This is a genomic window from Bacillus sp. FSL R5-0416, assembly GCF_037975425.1.
In the GTDB taxonomy this organism is placed as follows: domain Bacteria; phylum Bacillota; class Bacilli; order Bacillales; family Bacillaceae; genus Bacillus; species Bacillus subtilis.
Genome location: NZ_CP150252.1, coordinates 856,843 through 874,332, shown reverse-complemented (window position 1 = coordinate 874,332; position 17,490 = coordinate 856,843). Strand labels below are relative to the sequence as shown.

17 protein-coding genes and 1 pseudogene are annotated in these 17,490 nt (G+C 45.8%); 6 read left to right on the top strand and 12 right to left on the bottom strand.

What is annotated here, in order from left to right:
- Nucleotides 1–1,350: a maltose-6'-phosphate glucosidase gene (gene glvA / locus NYE20_RS04485; RefSeq protein WP_161621433.1), complete on the bottom strand. Its 1,350-nt coding sequence runs from the start codon at nt 1,348–1,350 to the stop codon at nt 1–3.
- Nucleotides 1,351–1,685: 335 nt separating this feature from the next.
- Here glvA and NYE20_RS04480 point away from each other — a divergent pair, with 335 nt between their 5' ends.
- From NYE20_RS04480 to NYE20_RS04455, 6 genes are read left to right on the top strand one after another with little or no spacing between them, the layout of a single operon-like run.
- Nucleotides 1,686–2,000: a WXG100 family type VII secretion target gene (locus NYE20_RS04480; RefSeq protein WP_003243177.1), complete on the top strand. Its 315-nt coding sequence runs from the start codon at nt 1,686–1,688 to the stop codon at nt 1,998–2,000.
- A 5-nt stretch (nt 2,001–2,005) separates the two neighbouring features.
- The gene (locus NYE20_RS04475) at nt 2,006–3,229 is read left to right on the top strand and encodes a hypothetical protein (protein WP_161621432.1); all 1,224 of its coding nucleotides are present in this window, start codon (nt 2,006–2,008) and stop codon (nt 3,227–3,229) included.
- 11 nt (nt 3,230–3,240) lie between these two features.
- Nucleotides 3,241–4,008, top strand: a complete 768-nt coding sequence (locus NYE20_RS04470) for a hypothetical protein (RefSeq protein ID WP_003243767.1) — start codon at nt 3,241–3,243, stop codon at nt 4,006–4,008.
- A 31-nt stretch (nt 4,009–4,039) separates the two neighbouring features.
- The gene (locus NYE20_RS04465; protein ID WP_161476359.1) at nt 4,040–4,597 is read left to right on the top strand and encodes a YfjD family protein; all 558 of its coding nucleotides are present in this window, start codon (nt 4,040–4,042) and stop codon (nt 4,595–4,597) included.
- A 9-nt stretch (nt 4,598–4,606) separates the two neighbouring features.
- Nucleotides 4,607–5,149, top strand: a complete 543-nt coding sequence (locus NYE20_RS04460) for a YfjD family protein (RefSeq protein WP_161621431.1) — start codon at nt 4,607–4,609, stop codon at nt 5,147–5,149.
- A 49-nt stretch (nt 5,150–5,198) separates the two neighbouring features.
- Entirely contained in the window at nt 5,199–5,528 is a 330-nt protein-coding gene (locus tag NYE20_RS04455) for a YnfA family protein (RefSeq protein WP_010886445.1), read from the top strand.
- Nucleotides 5,529–5,563: 35 nt separating this feature from the next.
- On the opposite strand, the gene NYE20_RS04450 is transcribed toward NYE20_RS04455, so the two are convergent.
- The 11 genes and pseudogenes from NYE20_RS04450 to rlmD all read right to left on the bottom strand — a co-directional run bounded on the left by NYE20_RS04450 (nt 5,564) and on the right by rlmD (nt 17,412).
- Nucleotides 5,564–5,743, bottom strand: coding sequence for a small acid-soluble spore protein H (locus NYE20_RS04450; RefSeq protein ID WP_003244276.1), 180 nt, complete (start codon nt 5,741–5,743; stop codon nt 5,564–5,566).
- 53 nt (nt 5,744–5,796) lie between these two features.
- Nucleotides 5,797–7,614 (bottom strand): acetoin dehydrogenase operon transcriptional activator AcoR, encoded by a 1,818-nt coding sequence (gene acoR, locus NYE20_RS04445; RefSeq protein WP_038829501.1) that lies wholly within the window; start codon nt 7,612–7,614, stop codon nt 5,797–5,799.
- Nucleotides 7,615–7,730: 116 nt separating this feature from the next.
- Nucleotides 7,731–9,107 (bottom strand): acetoin dehydrogenase complex dihydrolipoyl dehydrogenase, encoded by a 1,377-nt coding sequence (acoL, locus tag NYE20_RS04440; protein WP_072175496.1) that lies wholly within the window; start codon nt 9,105–9,107, stop codon nt 7,731–7,733.
- 20 nt (nt 9,108–9,127) lie between these two features.
- On the bottom strand, nt 9,128–10,324 hold the full coding sequence (gene acoC / locus NYE20_RS04435) for an acetoin dehydrogenase complex dihydrolipoyllysine-residue acetyltransferase (RefSeq protein ID WP_125121389.1): 1,197 nt from the start codon (nt 10,322–10,324) through the stop codon (nt 9,128–9,130).
- Nucleotides 10,325–10,337: 13 nt separating this feature from the next.
- The gene (gene acoB / locus NYE20_RS04430; protein ID WP_029317476.1) at nt 10,338–11,366 is read right to left on the bottom strand and encodes an acetoin:2,6-dichlorophenolindophenol oxidoreductase subunit beta; all 1,029 of its coding nucleotides are present in this window, start codon (nt 11,364–11,366) and stop codon (nt 10,338–10,340) included.
- A gap of 3 nt (nt 11,367–11,369) precedes the next feature.
- The gene (acoA, locus tag NYE20_RS04425) at nt 11,370–12,371 is read right to left on the bottom strand and encodes an acetoin:2,6-dichlorophenolindophenol oxidoreductase subunit alpha (RefSeq protein ID WP_003242898.1); all 1,002 of its coding nucleotides are present in this window, start codon (nt 12,369–12,371) and stop codon (nt 11,370–11,372) included.
- A 229-nt stretch (nt 12,372–12,600) separates the two neighbouring features.
- Nucleotides 12,601–12,690, bottom strand: a pseudogene (locus tag NYE20_RS04420) (hypothetical protein); the annotation flags it as partial.
- Nucleotides 12,691–12,757: 67 nt separating this feature from the next.
- Complete coding sequence (locus NYE20_RS04415) at nt 12,758–13,210, bottom strand: DUF6884 domain-containing protein (RefSeq protein ID WP_038829506.1); 453 nt, start codon at nt 13,208–13,210, stop codon at nt 12,758–12,760.
- A 173-nt stretch (nt 13,211–13,383) separates the two neighbouring features.
- Nucleotides 13,384–14,361 (bottom strand): tRNA-dihydrouridine synthase, encoded by a 978-nt coding sequence (locus tag NYE20_RS04410; RefSeq protein ID WP_038829507.1) that lies wholly within the window; start codon nt 14,359–14,361, stop codon nt 13,384–13,386.
- Nucleotides 14,362–15,098: 737 nt separating this feature from the next.
- Nucleotides 15,099–15,392 carry a YfzA family protein gene (locus tag NYE20_RS04405; RefSeq protein ID WP_120027900.1) on the bottom strand — a complete coding sequence of 98 codons (294 nt, stop codon included), beginning with the start codon at nt 15,390–15,392 and terminating at the stop codon, nt 15,099–15,101.
- A 619-nt stretch (nt 15,393–16,011) separates the two neighbouring features.
- Nucleotides 16,012–17,412, bottom strand: coding sequence for a 23S rRNA (uracil(1939)-C(5))-methyltransferase RlmD (rlmD, locus tag NYE20_RS04400; protein WP_161621429.1), 1,401 nt, complete (start codon nt 17,410–17,412; stop codon nt 16,012–16,014).
- Between the last annotated feature and the right edge of the window lie 78 nt (nt 17,413–17,490).

Sequence of the window (17,490 nt, the reverse complement as noted above, 5' to 3'; positions counted from 1 at the left end):
TTATGATATACGGGTCGGGCTTTGATCAAGCTCAGGCCAGAAGTCTTTGTTGGCCTCCATTAAATCCTCGAGAATGAGTCTTGCCACACGCGCGTTCGGCACTGTTTTTGACAAAATTAGCGCCTGCCACAGCTTTTGGAACGATTTCTCCGCCCATGCTTCAACAGTCAGCTTCTCAACGGATACCTGCTGCTCCATAAGCCCTTTTTGGAATTGCGGAATGGTGCCGACGGTAATCGGTTCAGGCCCATTTGAGCCGACAATGCATGGCACCTCGACCATCGCAGTCGGGTCAAAGTTCGCAATTGCGCCGTTATTTTCAACGATCAACAGCATTCTTTCACCTGTGTTGTAGGCAATCGCCCGGGCAAGATCAACGATATATGATGCGTGGTCATCGATTTTGATTTCGCTGTTTCCCGTGGACTGCTCACGTGTAATCATGTCACATTGGCTGAAAATAAAAGCTTCGCGACCTTCCATCACTTCATTTGCCCGCGTATGATTCGGATTTGATTTTTTCACCATATCATCCGGGAACAAATAATATTGCAAATACGTATTCGGCAGTGTGTCAGGATCTGCGGCCTGCACGTCACGCGCTTTGGCGAATGTGTCATTCCAGCTCGCCTCCACCGCTTCAGCCTCTGTTTTCGGAATATAGCCGTATTGAGATACATGCTCCTTCAGCTTCGGCATTAAATCGTTGCCCTCTTGATCCTGAATTGATGTCCACCAGCCGAAATGATTTAATCCGTAATAGCGGACCTTCATTTCTTTTCTTGAAGCTAAGCCAAGAATTTGCGCCATCCGGTCTTCGATCCCAACCGGCATATCACAGATATTGAGAATTTTAGAATTCGGTCTAAGGCGTCTCGTAGCTTCAGCCACAATCGCCGCCGGATTGGAATAATTGAGCATCCACGCATCAGGCGAGTATTTTTCCATGTAATCTAATATCTCAAGCACACCGCCGATCGAACGCATACCGTATGCGATCCCGCCCGGCCCGCACGTCTCCTGGCCGACAACTCCGTACTTTAACGGAATTTGCTCATCAAGCGCACGCATCGCGTATTTCCCTACTCTGATGTGCGCCATAACAAAATCGACATCTGTAAAAGCTTCTTCCGGGTCAGTCGTCGCTTCAAATTCAATATCCGGCGCTTTTTCTCTGATAAAAACATCACAGGCGCCTGCAATTCGATCCTGTCTCTCCTTATCATTATCATACAGCTTCAGCTTTCTGATCGGAAACTCCCCCAAATGGTCCAAGAGCATGAGTACGATCCCTGGAGTGAAAGTGCTCCCTCCGCCCGCTATTACGATTGAGAATGATTTTTTCTTCATATGACGACCTCCTTGATAACGTTTACAATTCCATTTATACCATGAGATAGCCCGTCCCGTAACACGTTTGGCGCACTTAGGTCATTTGATCAACTTTAGTGTTTTTTCCCATAGAGCGGGAAATTTCTCATTTGCCTTATGTCTGAGAGATTTGGTTTTTTTACCTTTTTTGTAATCTTAAAGTCTCACCAATTGTGAATTTTAAGTGAATATACGCCCTTCCAATTCTTATGAAAAGGTTCTTTTGTACGATTCGGATACATGCCGAATTATTTATAATCATTTATATAAAACATCCAATTGTGCGTGAATTTAGAAAAGGCAGGGGACAAAAGTTGGACTCATATAAAGTCATTGAGCTGGCAAACAAGTATAGTGCGGCCGCAGAAGAGGTCAGAAGCTCCAAAATGCTGCTTGAATCCCGGTTATCTGCATTGGGAGATGCTTGGCAGGGCAAAGCAAGAGATTCGTTTGACCAGGATTTCGAGGAAACGAAAGCCGCCTACGATCAATTCGAACAGGAGCTGCTTGAAACAAGCCAAGAGCTGAAGGCTGCCGCTGTCAAAATAGAAGAACGAAAAGCTGAAATTGCCAGAATGGAAGAACTGGAGCGTAAAGCAAGAGAGGAAAGACATAAACTCGGGAGGTGAACGGTGTGTCAGGAAACATTGCAGTTGATCCGGATAAGCTCGAACAGCTTGCAAATGATGTAGTCACTGAATTAACTGATATGGAAAACAAATATAAGGACCTGCATGTGGAGCTGGGGCAGATGATTTTGCAATGCGATCCCCGCTACAGCAGCTGTTTTTCCGGAGTGGGCGATGCGTGGAGCTCAGGAAAGGCGCTCGTCACCAAGCTGAGTGACAATGAGATTTTCATCAGAAAAACGGGCGATAAATTTGTGGAACAAGATGATATTTTGCGAAAGCTCTACAATGCCTACGACAAATACGGTACGTTGACAAGCTTAACCGCCCTTATGCTGACGCAGGGAAAATATTACGGATTAGGGCTTACGAAATTTGTGAAACAGCCAAGCGGCTTGCATACAGCACAGCACTCAAAACTGCTCTTGGATATTTCCAGGGCCGTTGACAGCTCACGTTATCAAAAAGCGGCAAGAGTGCTTTTGAATCCTAAATATTTGTTGAAAAAGACAAACCGTCCTTTTTCAGATTTGGTACATAAAAAGTTTACAAAATACTTCCCTCAGGACACGGTGGATTTTTCAAACAGCGTCAGAAGCTACACAAAAGGATTTCTTAATGAAGCCGGCGTACGCTCCACTTTGAAGGATGTGGGAAAAACGGGCTTGAGATTCGCGAAAGGAAATGCCATTACCGCCACACTGATTACCGGTGCGACCGAAACATTCGGAGCAGGCGTGAAAATTGCTGAAAATTATGCAAAATACCAGGACAAACCCGAAGTTCTCAAGCGTGAAAACGCCAAGGCCGTCGGGAATGCTGTGAATAATACGATTTTTGTTGCCGGCGGTGCCACAGCTGGTGCTGTCATCGGCGGTGCAATCGGAAGCTTTGCAGGACCTGTGGGTACTGTCCTTCTTGGGGCAGCAGGTTCATACATTGGCGGAGTCGTCGGAGAACAAATCGCCAAATATACAGCCGGTTTTGCCGAAAAAGCAGCCTTAAAGCTGAAAGAACCGATCCATGCTTTCGTTGATACAGCCAAAAAAGGGCTGGAATCGGCCGGCAAAGTCGTCAAATCAGTGAATGACGGCATAGATGCGGCGAATAAATCGATACATAAAGGGATAGACAGCGCGAAAAAAGGAATGGAAAAAGCAAAGAAAACAGCGGATTCGCTCATACACGGCGCAACCCATTTCCTTAAAGGGAAATTTTCATTTGGATAGGAGAATAAACAATGAAGCAGTTTACAATTAGCATAGAAGAACTCTTATTTTGCTTTTACAGCGAAGGGTTTTTTGAACAGGGGATGGCCTTGAAGCAGGCCTATTTTCCGGAAATAGAAGATGAACAGCTCGGCGCTTTGTTCGAAGCAGCTTGCCGCTCACTCTTAGCTAAGGATGCAGCGGAATATCGGAACCATCAATATCGGTTAAAGGACGAGTACTGTCCGTTTATCCATGTATTAAACGACGCTGACTATACAGTGAAGCTTTCTAAATTTAACGGGCAAGGCGCCGAACAGAATGTGTCCTGCCATGTATCAAAATTCGGCACCTACTCTCACGAACTCCTTTTTGATGAACAAGTCCATCGCATTACAAAAATGGAATCAAGTGAAGGGTTACTTGCTAAGACAGATGAGTTTTTACATATAATAGATACAGAGGATAAAAGAGAATCGATTGTGACATTGACATCAAATGAATTTGAAAAACTCTTGGAGGGCGCTTCAGACAACCCTTCATATCTAAAAGAGTTCCTTGAAAAACATGACCACCAAGAGGACGTTACCCGATTTGCAAATGATCTGGCTTTGCGGAAAGGGAAAATGGATACACTTATGCGTCTGGCATATGGCAAAGATAACACTCCTGAAGTGGCTGACATGGCATTTGTCCTGCCGGGGGCCCACCATACTTGGCTTGTCACAGGCATCACCCAGAATGAATTTTCTATCCTCCCTGCTCATAAGGATGTTGTAAATCAAATCATTTCAAAATGATAAGAATTGAATTAACAAAAGGAGAAAAGCATTGAAAAACCAAGAAATCATTGAAGTCAAAAGCAAAATGTTCCTGAGAATATGGGCTTTTGTCGGATCTGCCGGTATGGGATTAGCATGTTTGTGGCTCTTTTATATGGGTATTACGTTTCAAACGAAATATTACCTATTAGCCATTCCTGCTGGCTTTCTGTTCACCTTGTTTTGTTTATATTTATTTATCATCTTCTTTCCGGCTTTCACCCCGCGGGGAAATACCATTTTCCGCATCAAGACAGGAAAAAATGGAGAAGTGTTCACTGACAAAGTGTCTGTTACGTTTACTGATATCAAGAAAATTGAGATGAGCCGCCATAAATTTAGTCTAAAAGGAATTTTCCAAGAAGATATATTGATCCAAACCGTTGATCAGAAGACCATTCGCATTCCCACTTGGAACATCATTCCGAATCCGTTGTTTTTCGAAGCGGTTGAACGCTATATCCTTCCCCATCTGAATAAAGAGGCGAAAAGCAATTGGATCGGACAGTTTACAGACATCCAACGCAGTGCGTATTTGAAGGAATTTGAGAATCATCCGAAGCTTTAGGGGCAGCACATGATTGAAGTAAAAAGCATGATGTTTCTAAGAGCTTGGCTGTTCCTCGCTACAGGGTGCGCCTTTATTGTGGGCGTCTGGCTGGTGTCTGAAGCCCTCACGTTTGAATCTAAATATGCCCTGCTTTATTTGGGCGGCGGATTACTGGCGATGATTTATGGATTGATCACATTCTTTATGGCTTTTCCTGCGTTCACAAGCCGTGGAAATGTCATTTTCACCATAAAGACCGGACCTAGTGGCGAAATCTTCTCGAGAAAGCGCAGCGTGCTGTTTTCCGAGGTGAAGCGGCTTTATATGGGGCGCCATCAATACAGTTTGAAAGGGATCTTTTTTGAGGATATTATCATCGAGAAAACAGACGGCAAAATCGTTCGAATCCCGACCTGGAACATCATCGCGAATCCGCTGTTTTTCGAAGCGGTTGAACGCTATATCCTTCCCCATTTGAATGAAGAGGCTCAAAACAATTGGATCAGCCAATTTACAGAGGTTCAGCGAAAAGCGTATTTGAAGGAATTTGAGAATCATCCGAAGCTTTAAAAGCTCTCCTCCTCTATAATGAAAGATAAATGCAAATTGAGGAGTGCTCATGATGCTGATTACCATTCTTTTATTTCTCGCGGCAGGGCTTGCTGAAATTGGCGGCGGATATCTGGTTTGGCTATGGCTGAGAGAGGCAAAGCCAGCCGGCTACGGAATTGCCGGGGCGCTGATCCTCATTGTATACGGCATTCTTCCGACGTTTCAGTCCTTCCCATCTTTCGGCCGTGTATACGCCGCTTATGGCGGAGTATTCATCGTGCTTGCGGTCCTGTGGGGATGGCTTGTTGACCGGAAAACACCTGATCTGTATGACTGGATCGGCGCATTCATTTGTCTCATCGGTGTCTGTGTTATTTTATTTGCGCCGCGCGGATAACAAAATGGCCTGCTTATGAAGCGGGCCATTTTTGTTTAATCCTCTTTTAAGCTGTTCAGCTGCACTTCATGCTCCTCTTGCGGTTCGTCAAGCGGATAAATTCTTGCTGTTCCAGTTTCTTCATTTACGTGCTGAATGTAAATAGGAACGCCGTTGTATGTTACTTTCTTCATGTCGGGAGATTCTACAATTTCTTTCGCCCTTTGAATATTCATCGTAACACCCTCCTTCAATACATAACGTTTCCATTTCCTGAAGGAAGTATGCTTTATGATTCAGCGGACAAGTTGAATTTTTTCAGGCGTTTGTAGAAAGTGCTACGGGGGATCCCGCTGATTTTGGCAGCTTGAGAGACGTTTCCTTTTGCAGATTCAAGCGCTTTGATCATCATATCCTTTTGGATTTGCTCACGAAAGGTAAGCACGCCGGCAGCAGCCGGCTTTTTTTCTGCAGAGCTGGCCGGCAATCCAGCGGCTTCCAGTAAAGCGGGTAGCGGTTCATCCCTCAGCTTGCCGTCCGGAAATCTGATAGAAAGACGTTCAAACACATTAAACAGCTCACGGATATTCCCCGGCCACTTCCATTGCTTCAGCACATCACAAAAATCAGAAGGAAGTTCGCCGGGCCAATGATTCTTCTGTTTGTAGTACTCAAAGAGGTCCGGGATATCCTCGGTGCGATCGCGTAATGGAGGGAGTTCAATTGGATAGACATGAAGACGGTAAAACAAGTCCTCTCTGATTTTTCCGTTTTCGGCAAGCTCGCGTAAATCACAATGTGTGGCGGCAATAACTCTGATATCAACCGGAATTTCTTTCGTCCCGCCGATTGGCGTTATCTTGCGTTCCTGAAGCACTCGTAAAAGCGCAACCTGCATCGAGTGGGAAATTTCTCCGATTTCATCTAAAAATAATGTGCCTTGATTCGCTTTTTGAAAGGCGCCTTTATAGCCATTTCGTTTCGCTCCCGTAAAAGCGCCCTCTGCATATCCGAATAGTTCGCTTTCAATCAAATCAGACGGAATCGCTCCGCAATTGACAGCAACAAACGGACCGTGCCGTCTCTCACTGTTCTCATGAAGCGCGCGAGCCGCGACTTCCTTTCCCGTACCAGTTTCGCCCGACAAACAGACCGTTGCATCTGCCGCAGCTGCACGTTCAAGGTTCATCAGCATCGCTTGCGATCGACCGCTTTTCCCGATCACTCCATTGAATCGAAACACCTTCTTTTTCTTATGTTCCGAAAGATAAAAACAAGTGCCGCCATCTCCTATGGTGACAGCTTTTTCGATTGAGTAGCCCCGTTCCTTCAACTCATACAGGTGCCGGCCCTGCCAATCAGGCATTGAGGTTCGAATCGGTATGCTCGCACTGATGATGTGCTGCTTGTTATTGCATAGGACCATCGGCACACTGGATGCAGCCCTCTCTCCAAAACGGCTGATCAGCTCGAGCTCTTTCTCACGGCTTTTAGCTGCGAGTTCCCGTTCAGCTGCATAGGCGATCGCAGTGGCAATACCGAGCATATGAGGATGAGCGCCTGCCGCCGGACACGATATGTCAATCACACCCGCAAGGCTGCCATCCTCATGGTGAATCGGAGCGGCTGAACAGTTCCAAAGATGGGAAGCAATGGAGTAATGCTCTGATCCTTGTATCGCAACCGGCTCGCTAATGTGGAGCGCCGTGCCAATCGCATTTGTTCCGACAGCCGTTTCCGTCCAGCATGCCCCTTCGACAAAGTTGATGCGTTTGGCTTCATAGAGCGCGCGGGAATGGCCGTCCAATGCCAGAACAACACCGTCTGAATCAATTAGCAGCGCCATCATTTCCATTTCTTTTATGGCAGGCAGCAGTTTTTCGAGGTAAGGCTTTGCGGTCGTCAAGAAGAATGAATGTTTTTTTGACTGCTGATCCAGCTCCGTTTGCTGTAAAACCTTCGGGCCTTTTTCTAAATAAGGATTGACCTCAGCTTTTTTGCAGCGATGCCATGACTCGGCAATCCGTTTTCTTAATCGGGCTTCGTCAAGCACACCGTCTTTCACAAAACGTTTCCAGGTTTGCAAATCGTTTGGGACCGAATTCATTTCCTTGATCGCTCCTCCCTTACACGCCGTTTTCATCTATTGTAGGGGAAAAATAAAGCGCTTTCAACAATAAAAAAAGCAGGCGCCTTATATCCATGCGCCTGCTTTTTCCTTTATTATGCATGTACTGCAAGCCCGATCGTGCTTAACAGCGCCTCATGCAATGTTTCCGATAAAGTCGGATGCGCAGCGATAAAATGCTCCGCCATATCTGCCGTCATCTCACCATTCATGATCGCTGCCGCTTGGCCGATGAGCTCGGTTACATCCGGGCCAATCATCGAGACACCCACGATTTCGCCGAATTCCGGTTCAGCCATGATTTTGACCTTTCCTTCCGCTTGCTGTTTAATGAGCGCCTTGCCGTTTGCGGAAAAAGGAAATTCGCCAATTTTCACATCGCCGTATATGCTTCTTGCCTGTCGTTCTGTCATTCCGATACACGCGATTTCCGGGGACGTATAGATGCAGCGCGGCACATGTTTCTCATTGATTTTGACATCCCTTCCGGAAGCATGCGAAGCAGCGATGATGCCCTCATGAAAAGCGGCATGCGCCAGCTGAATGCCCCCTATAGCATCTCCGCACGCGTAAATATGTGGCACGTTCGTCTGCATGTGCCCATTCACCGGAATGCCCTTTGGAGAAAAATCAACTCCGGCCTGTTCCAGCTGTAACCCGTCAAGACGGGGTTTTCTGCCGATCGCCACCAGCACATAATCGGCCTTCGTTTTAAACTCTCGCTGACCGCTTTTCCATATTGCCGTTTTGGCCGTCCGATCCACCCGCTCTAATCTGGATGAGGTATGCACTTCGACACCGTCTTCCTCAAGTTTCTCCTGAAAAAGACGGGCAATATCTTCGTCTTCAGCCGGGATCAGCTGGTCCGCTGTTTCAATGATGGTCACCTTCGATCCCAATCTGGCGAACAGCCCTGCATACTCACACCCGATGACACCGCCGCCGACAATGACTAGTGAAGACGGAATCTCGGAAAGAGAAAGCGCGTCTTTGCTGTCGAGGATCCATTCGCCGTCAAACGGGGCGAAAGGCAGCTCGATTGGCTCTGATCCGGAGGCAATCAATACTTGGTCCGCCTCTCTGATTTCTTTTCCTTTTTCTCCTTCGATTAAGAGCTTTCTTTCAGAAAGAAAGGAGGCTGTTCCCTTTACAACCTGTATTTGATTTTTCTTCATTAGGTACTGAACGCCTTGGACAAGCTGACTGACAACCTGTTGTTTTCGGCTTTGCATTTTACTCCAATCGACTGATATCGCACCTGCCGGAAGTTCGATCCCAAAGCTGTCGGCATGCTTGATTTTATCAAGAACGTTTGCGCTTTCTAACAAAGACTTTGTCGGGATGCAGCCTTCATTCAGGCAGGTCCCCCCAAGCTTGCCTTTGTCAATAAGCAGCACGTTTCTGCCCTGCTGTGCCGCGGAAACCGCAGCCGCATAGCCTGCAGGTCCCCCGCCGATAATGGCTAATGTCATGTCGTTTTCACCTGCTTTTCCTATAAAATTAATGCTGCGGGTTCTTCCAAATATGTTTTCATCGCCTTCAGGAATGCAGCGGCAGGGGCGCCGTCACACGCTCTGTGATCAAATGTCAGGCTGAGTGGCAGGATCGTGCTTCTGACGATCTCCTCCCCTTGATACACCGGCGTGTCATAGCTTGCTCCGATGCCGAGAATGCCTGTTTCCGGCGGATTTAGTATCGGTGTGAAATGCTCAACTCCAAACGCGCCAAGGTTTGTAATGGAGAAGGTAGAGCCTTGCAGTTCTTCGCTTCCCGCACGTCCCTCGCGTGCTTTTTTGGCATTTTCTGAGATGGATTGAGCCAGTTCAATCAGCGATAGCTTTTCAGCATGGCGGATGACAGGCACCACTAAGCCATTTTCCAAGGCTACAGCCATACCAAGGTGTACATGGGGATGTGTGATGATGCGCTCATTTTGATAAAAGCTGTTCAGCACAGGGTGAGCTTGCAGAGCGAGAACGGCGGCTCTTGAGACAAAATGAGTGATCGTCAGTTTTGTGCCGTATCTCTCTTCCGCAGTTGGTGAAAGCTGTTTTTGAAGAGTGGCAAGCTTGGTGATATCAGCTTTCATTGTGATCGTCAGCTGCGCGCTGTTTGCCAAGCTTTCCTGCATTCGGGCAGCGATGACCTTTCTCATGCCTGTCACCGGGATTTCCTGCGCTTTCTGCTCCGACACAGGCTTTGCCTGATCTTTTTTCCGTTCAGCAAGGGCCTTTGTCACGTCATCCTTCACGATTCGTCCGCCTGGTCCAGTTCCTTTCAGCTGTTTTAGGTCTAATCCTGCTTTTTCTGCTATTTTCCTGGCGACTGGAGATATTTTCATTCGATCTTTTTTGGAGGCTGCGGGTTTGTTTTCTTGTTTGACGGGCTGAATGGCTTGCGGCACACTGTCTTCAGCAACAGGCGCGCTCGCCTCTTCCTGCACCGACTCATTGGCGTCCCCGATATAGCAGATTGCTGTGCCGGGCGGAACCTCTTCTCCCTCTTTCACTTTGATATCGATCAGCGTTCCTTTTTCAGGCGCTTCGATCTCCATTTCAATTTTCTCCGATTGAATGCTGGCAATGCTTTCTCCCTTTTCAACCGGGTCGCCTACTTTTTTATTCCATATCGATACTTCCCCTTGTTTCATGGCCATTCCCAATTTTGGCATCACTACTTTTACCGCCATTTGTGTCCCCCCTTTAATTCATTGCCGGCTCGCCAAGCAATTCAAGCGTGACGCTGACAATTTTATCTGGTGTCGGCAAATATTGATCTTCAAGCACTGGTGAAAACGGAACCGGTGTATGCGGCGCTGTAATCCGTTTAATCGGCGCATCAAGCAAATCAAAGCCCTTGTCAGCGACAATCGCAGCAATATCCGTGGCAATGCTGCATCGCGGATTGGCTTCATCAATGATGATCAGACGATTTGTTTTTTCTAACGATGTGAAAATCGCATCCTCATCCAGAGGGGACAGACTGCGCGGATCAAGGACCTCGGCTTCGATGCCCCTCTCTGAAAGCTGTGCAGCCGCTTCAAGCGCAGTATTGACCTGCTTGCCGACTGCAAAGAGCGTAACATCATTGCCCTCGCGTTTGATATCCGCTTTTCCGAGGGGAATTGTATAATAATCTTCCGGCACCTCGCCCTTCATGTTGTAGGACGTTTTGTCTTCAAAGAAGAACACCGGATCATTATCTTCTATTGCTGCAAGCAGAAGACCTTTGGCATCATACGGATTGGATGGAACAACCGTCTTCAGTCCAGGGATGCTCGTGAAAAGGCCATATAGCGCTTGTGAATGCTGGGCAGCGGCCCGGAACCCTGCTCCGTATGTGGTGCGGACGGTAATCGGCACTTGCGCTTTTCCGCCAAACATATAACGGAATTTCGCCCCTTGGTTGATCACCTGATCAAAGCACGTGCCGATAAAATCGTTAAACATCAGCTCGGCAATCGGTCTCAAACCGGTTGATGCCGCAGCCATAGCCGCTCCCATATAGCCCGCCTCAGAAATCGGAGTGTCCAGCACTCTTGTACGCCCGAATTCCTGTACGAGTCCCTTTGTGACCCCTAATACACCGCCCCATGCTTCATCATCCTGCAAATGATCGACCGCCGCTCCCCCGGCGACATCCTCACCGATCAAAAGCACATTTTCGTCTTTTCTCATCGCAAGCTTCATTGCTTCATTGATCGCGTCTGACATGCTTATGACTCTCGCCATCTCTTACATTCCTCCTTTTTCATATGACACATACACATCTGTCAGCAGCTCCGAATCTTTTGGATATGGGCTGTCTTCGCTGAACGAGACGGCTTTTTCAATCGATTCGCTGACACGCTGTTCAATGTCTGACAGCTTATTAGCATCTGTTTCTTTTAAAAGGTAGTTTTTAAAACCTTGAATGGCATCCTTTTCTTCAAGGTGCTCAACTCTTTCATCCTTCGTTTTATAGGTTTGGGCATCTCCTTCGAAATGGCCGTAGTTTCTGTAGGTCATACATTCAATCAAAGACGGGCCGCCGCCGTTTCTTGCTCTTTCTATCGCTTCCTCGGCGGCCTGGTAAACTGCTAAAATATCTTTGCCGTCAACTGTAACCCCCGGCATGTTATAAGCAGCCGCCCGATCGGCGATTGAATCACAGGCTGATGCGTACTCAAATGGGGTGGCTTCGCCATAGCCGTTATTTTCGGCGACAAACACGACAGGAAGGTTCCATACAGCCGCTAAATTCAGCCCTTCGTGGAAGGTGCCTTGGTTATTTGCCCCGTCTCCGAAAAAGCAAACGCTTACATTTTTAGTCTGTTTATATTTAGCCGTGAGCGCTGATCCGCATGCGAGCGTAAAGCCGCCCCCGACGATTCCATTTGCGCCTAACATGCCTTTATCAAGATCCGCAATGTGCATAGAACCGCCCTTGCCTTTGCACAATCCGGTCGCTTTCCCGAAAATTTCCGCCATCATGCCGTCCAGATCACAGCCTTTGGCGATACAATGTCCATGTCCCCTGTGGGTGCTTGTAATGCTGTCGCCATCATGTAAATGAGCGCACACCCCTACAGCCACGGCTTCCTCACCGGCATATAAATGAACGAATCCGGGAAGCACTCCCTGGGCGAACAGTTCATGCACTTTGTCTTCAAAGCCCCTGATCTCCAGCATCTTTTGGTACATCCACAGCGCTTTTTCCTCAGTTAATGACAAGCCTTCTCGTTTTAACAATTTCATTTTGTGCGCCTCCTTCTATTTAGGGTTCACCATTATAAATGCAAGAAGTGTGCCAGTCTTTTGAGCCCGTAAAATCAGTCTTCTCGTCTTCACTTTGGAGACAGTTTGAGACGTGTGTCTCGTTTTGTCTCAAACTGATTCATTTGTCTCGTTTTACAGCATGCAAAAAAGACCGGATATCACCCGGCCTTTGACAATGATCGACGTATTTATTTCCTTGGAAATCTTTTTAACTTCCTAGTTTCTCTGCCTCGTTTGACTGAATAGCTGCTTTTGAAAGAAAATCAATTGAATATTTGACATATGCGATACCGCCATCTTTTCGGCATCTGTTTTTGATAACCCGCTGGCACACATGTTCACACTCTTTTCTACATATGTGCGTGCTACAGTTCATGCTTTTCTTCAACAGCCCGGTTCAGCGCTTGGAGCATGTAGCCTATGCCTTTGTAAGATGATAGCGGCCAGCTGATATGCTGGTGTTCTCCGATGACGGCGTTTAGAACGCTTCGATATTTTTTTCCGCCAAGCATGACTAGCTCTTCGATATCAGAAAAGCCTTTTTCGTGAAATTGGCGGCTCAGCTCGTCCGCTGTCATGATTTCCGGATGACCGGTGCCAAAAGTGACATCGTAATTTCCCGAAACGAGATCATTAGGGCGGAGGAACCCGTGCTTCGCAGACAAAATCACCCACTCATCGAAAAATGCTTTCGCATACCACTCGCACGCCTGATGAAACGGGCTGAGATAAGCGTCCTCTGCTCTTACCGGCCCGGCATCAGGCTGGACGTCCCAGATTTTTTTCTTGCCGCAGGGGATGATGCATAGCCGTTTCATTTTTCTCTCCCCCTTTATAAGATATCTCCACTAAATATACCATTGTTTTCTTGCAATAAATTAGAGAAAAGACAGGCTGAGTAAAGCTGCGTACAAAAAAGACCCGGATTTACCGAAAATCCAGGTATTTTAGTCAAGAATTGTGTTAGCCTTTTTTGAATCAAGCACTGCAGTTACTCTATCCCATCAAGATACTTTCTCTCAAAGTCGTCGAGCAATGCACGCACTTCATCTGTTGACTTTGTGTTCATGCATTGATTTCTTAATTCACTTGCCCCTCGGAACCCGCGGAGGTAAATCTTGAAAAAGCGAGGAAGAGGCTTGTACGGACGCGCTTCTAATGCTGAATATTTGTCATGGAGATCCAGATGCAGCCTTAAGAGATCAAGCAATTCCTTGCTGCTATGCTCTTTTGGCTCCTTTTCAAAGGCATATGGATTTGTAAAAATACCGCGCCCTATCATAATTCCATCAACACCGTATTGTTCAGCAAGTTTCAAGCCGGTTTGGCGGTCAGGGATATCTCCATTGATTGTCAACAGTGTATCTGGTGCCACCTCATCACGAAGTTTCTTAATCTCCGGGATGAGCTCCCAATGCGCATCTACTTTGCTCATTTCTGCCCTTGTACGCAGATGAATAGAAAGATTCGCAATATCCTGTTTCAAAATGTGTGTCAGCCACTCGCGCCATTCATCTACATCCGTGTATCCAAGTCTTGTCTTCACGCTTACAGGCAATCCCCCTGCTTTTGCAGCTTGTATTAATTCTGCCGCAACTGCAGGACGGCAAATTAGGCCGCTTCCCTTTCCATTCCCCGCCACATTAGGCACAGGGCAGCCCATATTGATATCTAAGCCTTTAAATCCTAACTCTGCCATGCCAATACTCATTTTACGGAAGTTTTCAGGCTTATCCCCCCATATATGGGCTACCATTGGCTGTTCATCCTCTGTAAACGTCAAACGGCCGCGCACACTATCCTTCCCATCCGGGTGGCAATAGCTCTCTGAGTTTGTGAACTCTGTAAAAAATACATCCGGTCTGCCTGCTTCACTTACTACATGCCGGAAAACAACATCTGTCACATCTTCCATTGGTGCCAGTACAAAAAATGGCCGTGGTAATTCACGCCAGAAATTTTCTGTCATAACAAAAATCAAATCCTTTCATTAGGGGATACGGCTATACCTGTATCTCAATATTAAAAAACTGACCATGCTTCTTTTCGCATGCGAAAGCATTTCTTATCAATCTATAGTAAATTTTGAACATTTTCACATGGGATGATTATCTACACCATTTTTTATATTGTGGTTAACACTGGCGCTGACCTTCGTCTTTCTTTGTGGCCTTACTTTTGAACTTTTTGGATAAAAAGAATTCCAACCTAAATAGAATATCATATGAGTTCTCCATATTACCAACGCAAACTAATTGTCCTGTTATTGAGGATAAGATATTTAACGCTACACCATATCCTTATCTCAATATCATATTTGCGGAAAAACTAATTTCAAGAGATAAACTTTGATTAAGCAAATTGAGTTGGGGATGGTATAACTGAGTACTTTAGAGAATAAAAAAACCTCTACTTAAGCTGCTACTACTTATGAATCACATGGAGTAAAGAGGATGAGAAGAGAAAATAAATCCTTATTTAAAAGAATTCAAGAACTTCAATCTGAATCATTTGGGATTTGCTCATGATTTAGAAAATAACCAACGCAGCAAGTGGCAACCTACTATATATTTGTATAGGGTTATAATTCGGTAATCCTGATCCAGAACCAATAAAATAGACTGCTGACTAAGTGTCGCAGTCTTCACTCATAAGATAATTAAGAAAGTGTTCATTTTCTTTCATCATTAAATAAGGCATCAGAGGTTATTGCTTTAATTTCCGAATATCCTTTGTTATCCCTGTAATTATTTGTATAATAGTGAAAACTCCCAAGAAAACAGTAATAATATTAAACCATGGATTATCATAGAATGAAAGATATGTTTGAAAGAAATCTAGTTCAACTATGTTTGCTGGGAATCCATTCATTTCTCTATACTTAGGACCCCATCCCGTTAATTCTACAAAATTAAAATAAAACTGAGATACTAAAAATGCCAAAAATGTTTGAAACCAACTTCTTTTATATAGCGGTCGTTTTTTGTATACTTTATCCATTTAATTATCCATTTCCTTCTCTGCAATACTTTTTAGCCAAGTGTCAATCTAAATTATTATGAAGCATGATTGTCGCAAGGATATAACCATTGTAGGTATTACTGTAATAGTTGTTATCGTCGGCACTATTATTTAATTGTTGTAGTGCTCATACGTTATTCATTTTAAAATGGGGTTGGCCATCATTTTCACCTCTTTCGTTTATTACAATGTTTCAACTTTTTACATCGAATGACTCTTGAAATGATATACGCCATACCTTTCCTTATATTCCTATAATCAATATTTCACACGTAATAACTGCAAGTCAATATATAATTTTACAAATTATGAAAAATATATCTATGATTTCACATCATTCTTCTCATGTATTTTAATCATACTTGAAGGAAATTTTTCCGGTTAAATAACGCTTTTTTTCACCCGCTTTTCAACACGTTTTTTCAATTCTTTTCGCCAGTTAAAATAAAGATCTCCGAGAAAAGAAGGAAGATAAAATTGGGGAAAGACAGTTAGGACAAGGGCTGCGCACGAAAAAGACCCGGAAATCGGAATTGTTTATTTTACCGAAATCCAGGTCTTATTAGGAAAACTATTTTATGACTGGGAAATGTTCTTTTTAGTTAGACGATTTCAATACAAGTCTCGCCACTGCTTCCACATGCGCCGTCTGCGGAAACATATCGACAGGCTGAATATAGTCCACGCGATAGTCCTTCGACAGCGTCTGCAAATCCTTCGCGAGCGTGGATGGATTGCAGGATACGTAGACGAAGCGTTTCGGTTTGACTTGTTTGATCGTGTCCAGGAACGTGCTGTCACAGCCGATTCTTGGCGGGTCTACGATGACGACGTCCGGGCGGAAGCCTTCTTTCGTCCATTTCGGGAGCCAGTGCTCGGCTGTTCCTGTTACGTATGTGGCATTTGCCATGCCGTGTTTTTTGGCGTTTTTCTTAGCATCGTCAATTGATTCCTTGATGACGTCCATGCCGCGGACTTCCTTCGCTCCGTCCGCCACCCACATGCCGATAGTGCCGACGCCGCAATACGCATCAACGACTTTTTCTTTTCCGGTCAGCTGCGCCGCTTTTTTCACTTCATCATACAGCTTGACGGTCTGTTCCGGATTGAGCTGGAAGAAAGCGCGGGCGCTCAATTCAAAAGATACGTCGCCGAGCACTTCTTGAATTACTGTTTTTCCGGCGAGCTGTTTTGTTTTCTCGCCAAAAATCACTGAAGTTTTCGCCCCGTTTACATTCTGAATAATGGATTTGACCTCTGGCAATCGCTTTTGAATCGCTTTGACGATTTCTTCCTTGTGCGGAAGCGTTTCTTTTGCGGTTACAAGCACGACCTGCACTTCGCCTGTTTCAAAGCCGACTCTCGTCACGATCGTGCGAACGTCGCCTTTTCGTTTTCTTTCATTATAAACAGACACATTGAAGTCCTCTAAAATGCGGCGGACGATGCCTGTTGTTTTGTTCGTTGCCGGATGCTGAACGATACAGTCTTTAATCGGCACGATATCATGAGAATCAAGGCCGTATAAGCCGGCGATGATGCTGCCGCTTTGCGAGCGCCCGATCTGGAATTGGCTTTTATTGCGGTAATTCCACGGGTTGTCCATGCCGATCGTTTCTTTGATTTCCATGTTTTCAACTTTAAACTTCGTATGGCGTTCAAGAGACTGAATGACGATATCGCGTTTTTCCCGAAGCTGCTGGCTGTATGCAAGGTGCTGAAGCTGACATCCGCCGCATTGTTCATAAACAGGGCAAGGCGGTGCCACCCGGTGCTCAGATGCCTTGCGGATTTTCTTAATGCGGCCCTCCGAAAACTTCGGCTGGACCTTTGTGGCCTGCACAACAACTTCTTCGCCAGGAAGCGCGCCGGGCACGAAGACGACTTTTTTCTTAAAATAGCCGACACCTTCTCCGTTAATGCCGAGACGCTTAATCGTCAGCGGAAAGGTTTGTCCGACCTTCAGTTCGACAGGCGCCTGTTTCTTTTGTTGGTTCACGTTGTTCTCTCCGTTTCTATATAAAGCTTTCTGCAGATGGCAGAAAGTGAAATGGTTTTTTCACATCTTTCTAGTATA

Coding starts and splice junctions, on each gene's coding strand:
- glvA (WP_161621433.1), bottom strand. CDS start 1,350: ATGAAGAAAAAATCATTCTCAATCGTAATAGCGGGCGGAGGGAGCACT.
- NYE20_RS04470 (WP_003243767.1), top strand. CDS start 3,241: ATGAAGCAGTTTACAATTAGCATAGAAGAACTCTTATTTTGCTTTTAC.
- NYE20_RS04460 (WP_161621431.1), top strand. CDS start 4,607: ATGATTGAAGTAAAAAGCATGATGTTTCTAAGAGCTTGGCTGTTCCTC.
- NYE20_RS04455 (WP_010886445.1), top strand. CDS start 5,199: ATGATGCTGATTACCATTCTTTTATTTCTCGCGGCAGGGCTTGCTGAA.
- NYE20_RS04450 (WP_003244276.1), bottom strand. CDS start 5,743: ATGAATATTCAAAGGGCGAAAGAAATTGTAGAATCTCCCGACATGAAG.
- acoR (WP_038829501.1), bottom strand. CDS start 7,614: ATGAATTCGGTCCCAAACGATTTGCAAACCTGGAAACGTTTTGTGAAA.
- acoL (WP_072175496.1), bottom strand. CDS start 9,107: ATGACATTAGCCATTATCGGCGGGGGACCTGCAGGCTATGCGGCTGCG.
- acoC (WP_125121389.1), bottom strand. CDS start 10,324: ATGGCGGTAAAAGTAGTGATGCCAAAATTGGGAATGGCCATGAAACAA.
- acoB (WP_029317476.1), bottom strand. CDS start 11,366: ATGGCGAGAGTCATAAGCATGTCAGACGCGATCAATGAAGCAATGAAG.
- acoA (WP_003242898.1), bottom strand. CDS start 12,371: ATGAAATTGTTAAAACGAGAAGGCTTGTCATTAACTGAGGAAAAAGCG.
- NYE20_RS04415 (WP_038829506.1), bottom strand. CDS start 13,210: ATGAAACGGCTATGCATCATCCCCTGCGGCAAGAAAAAAATCTGGGAC.
- NYE20_RS04410 (WP_038829507.1), bottom strand. CDS start 14,361: ATGACAGAAAATTTCTGGCGTGAATTACCACGGCCATTTTTTGTACTG.
- NYE20_RS04405 (WP_120027900.1), bottom strand. CDS start 15,392: ATGGATAAAGTATACAAAAAACGACCGCTATATAAAAGAAGTTGGTTT.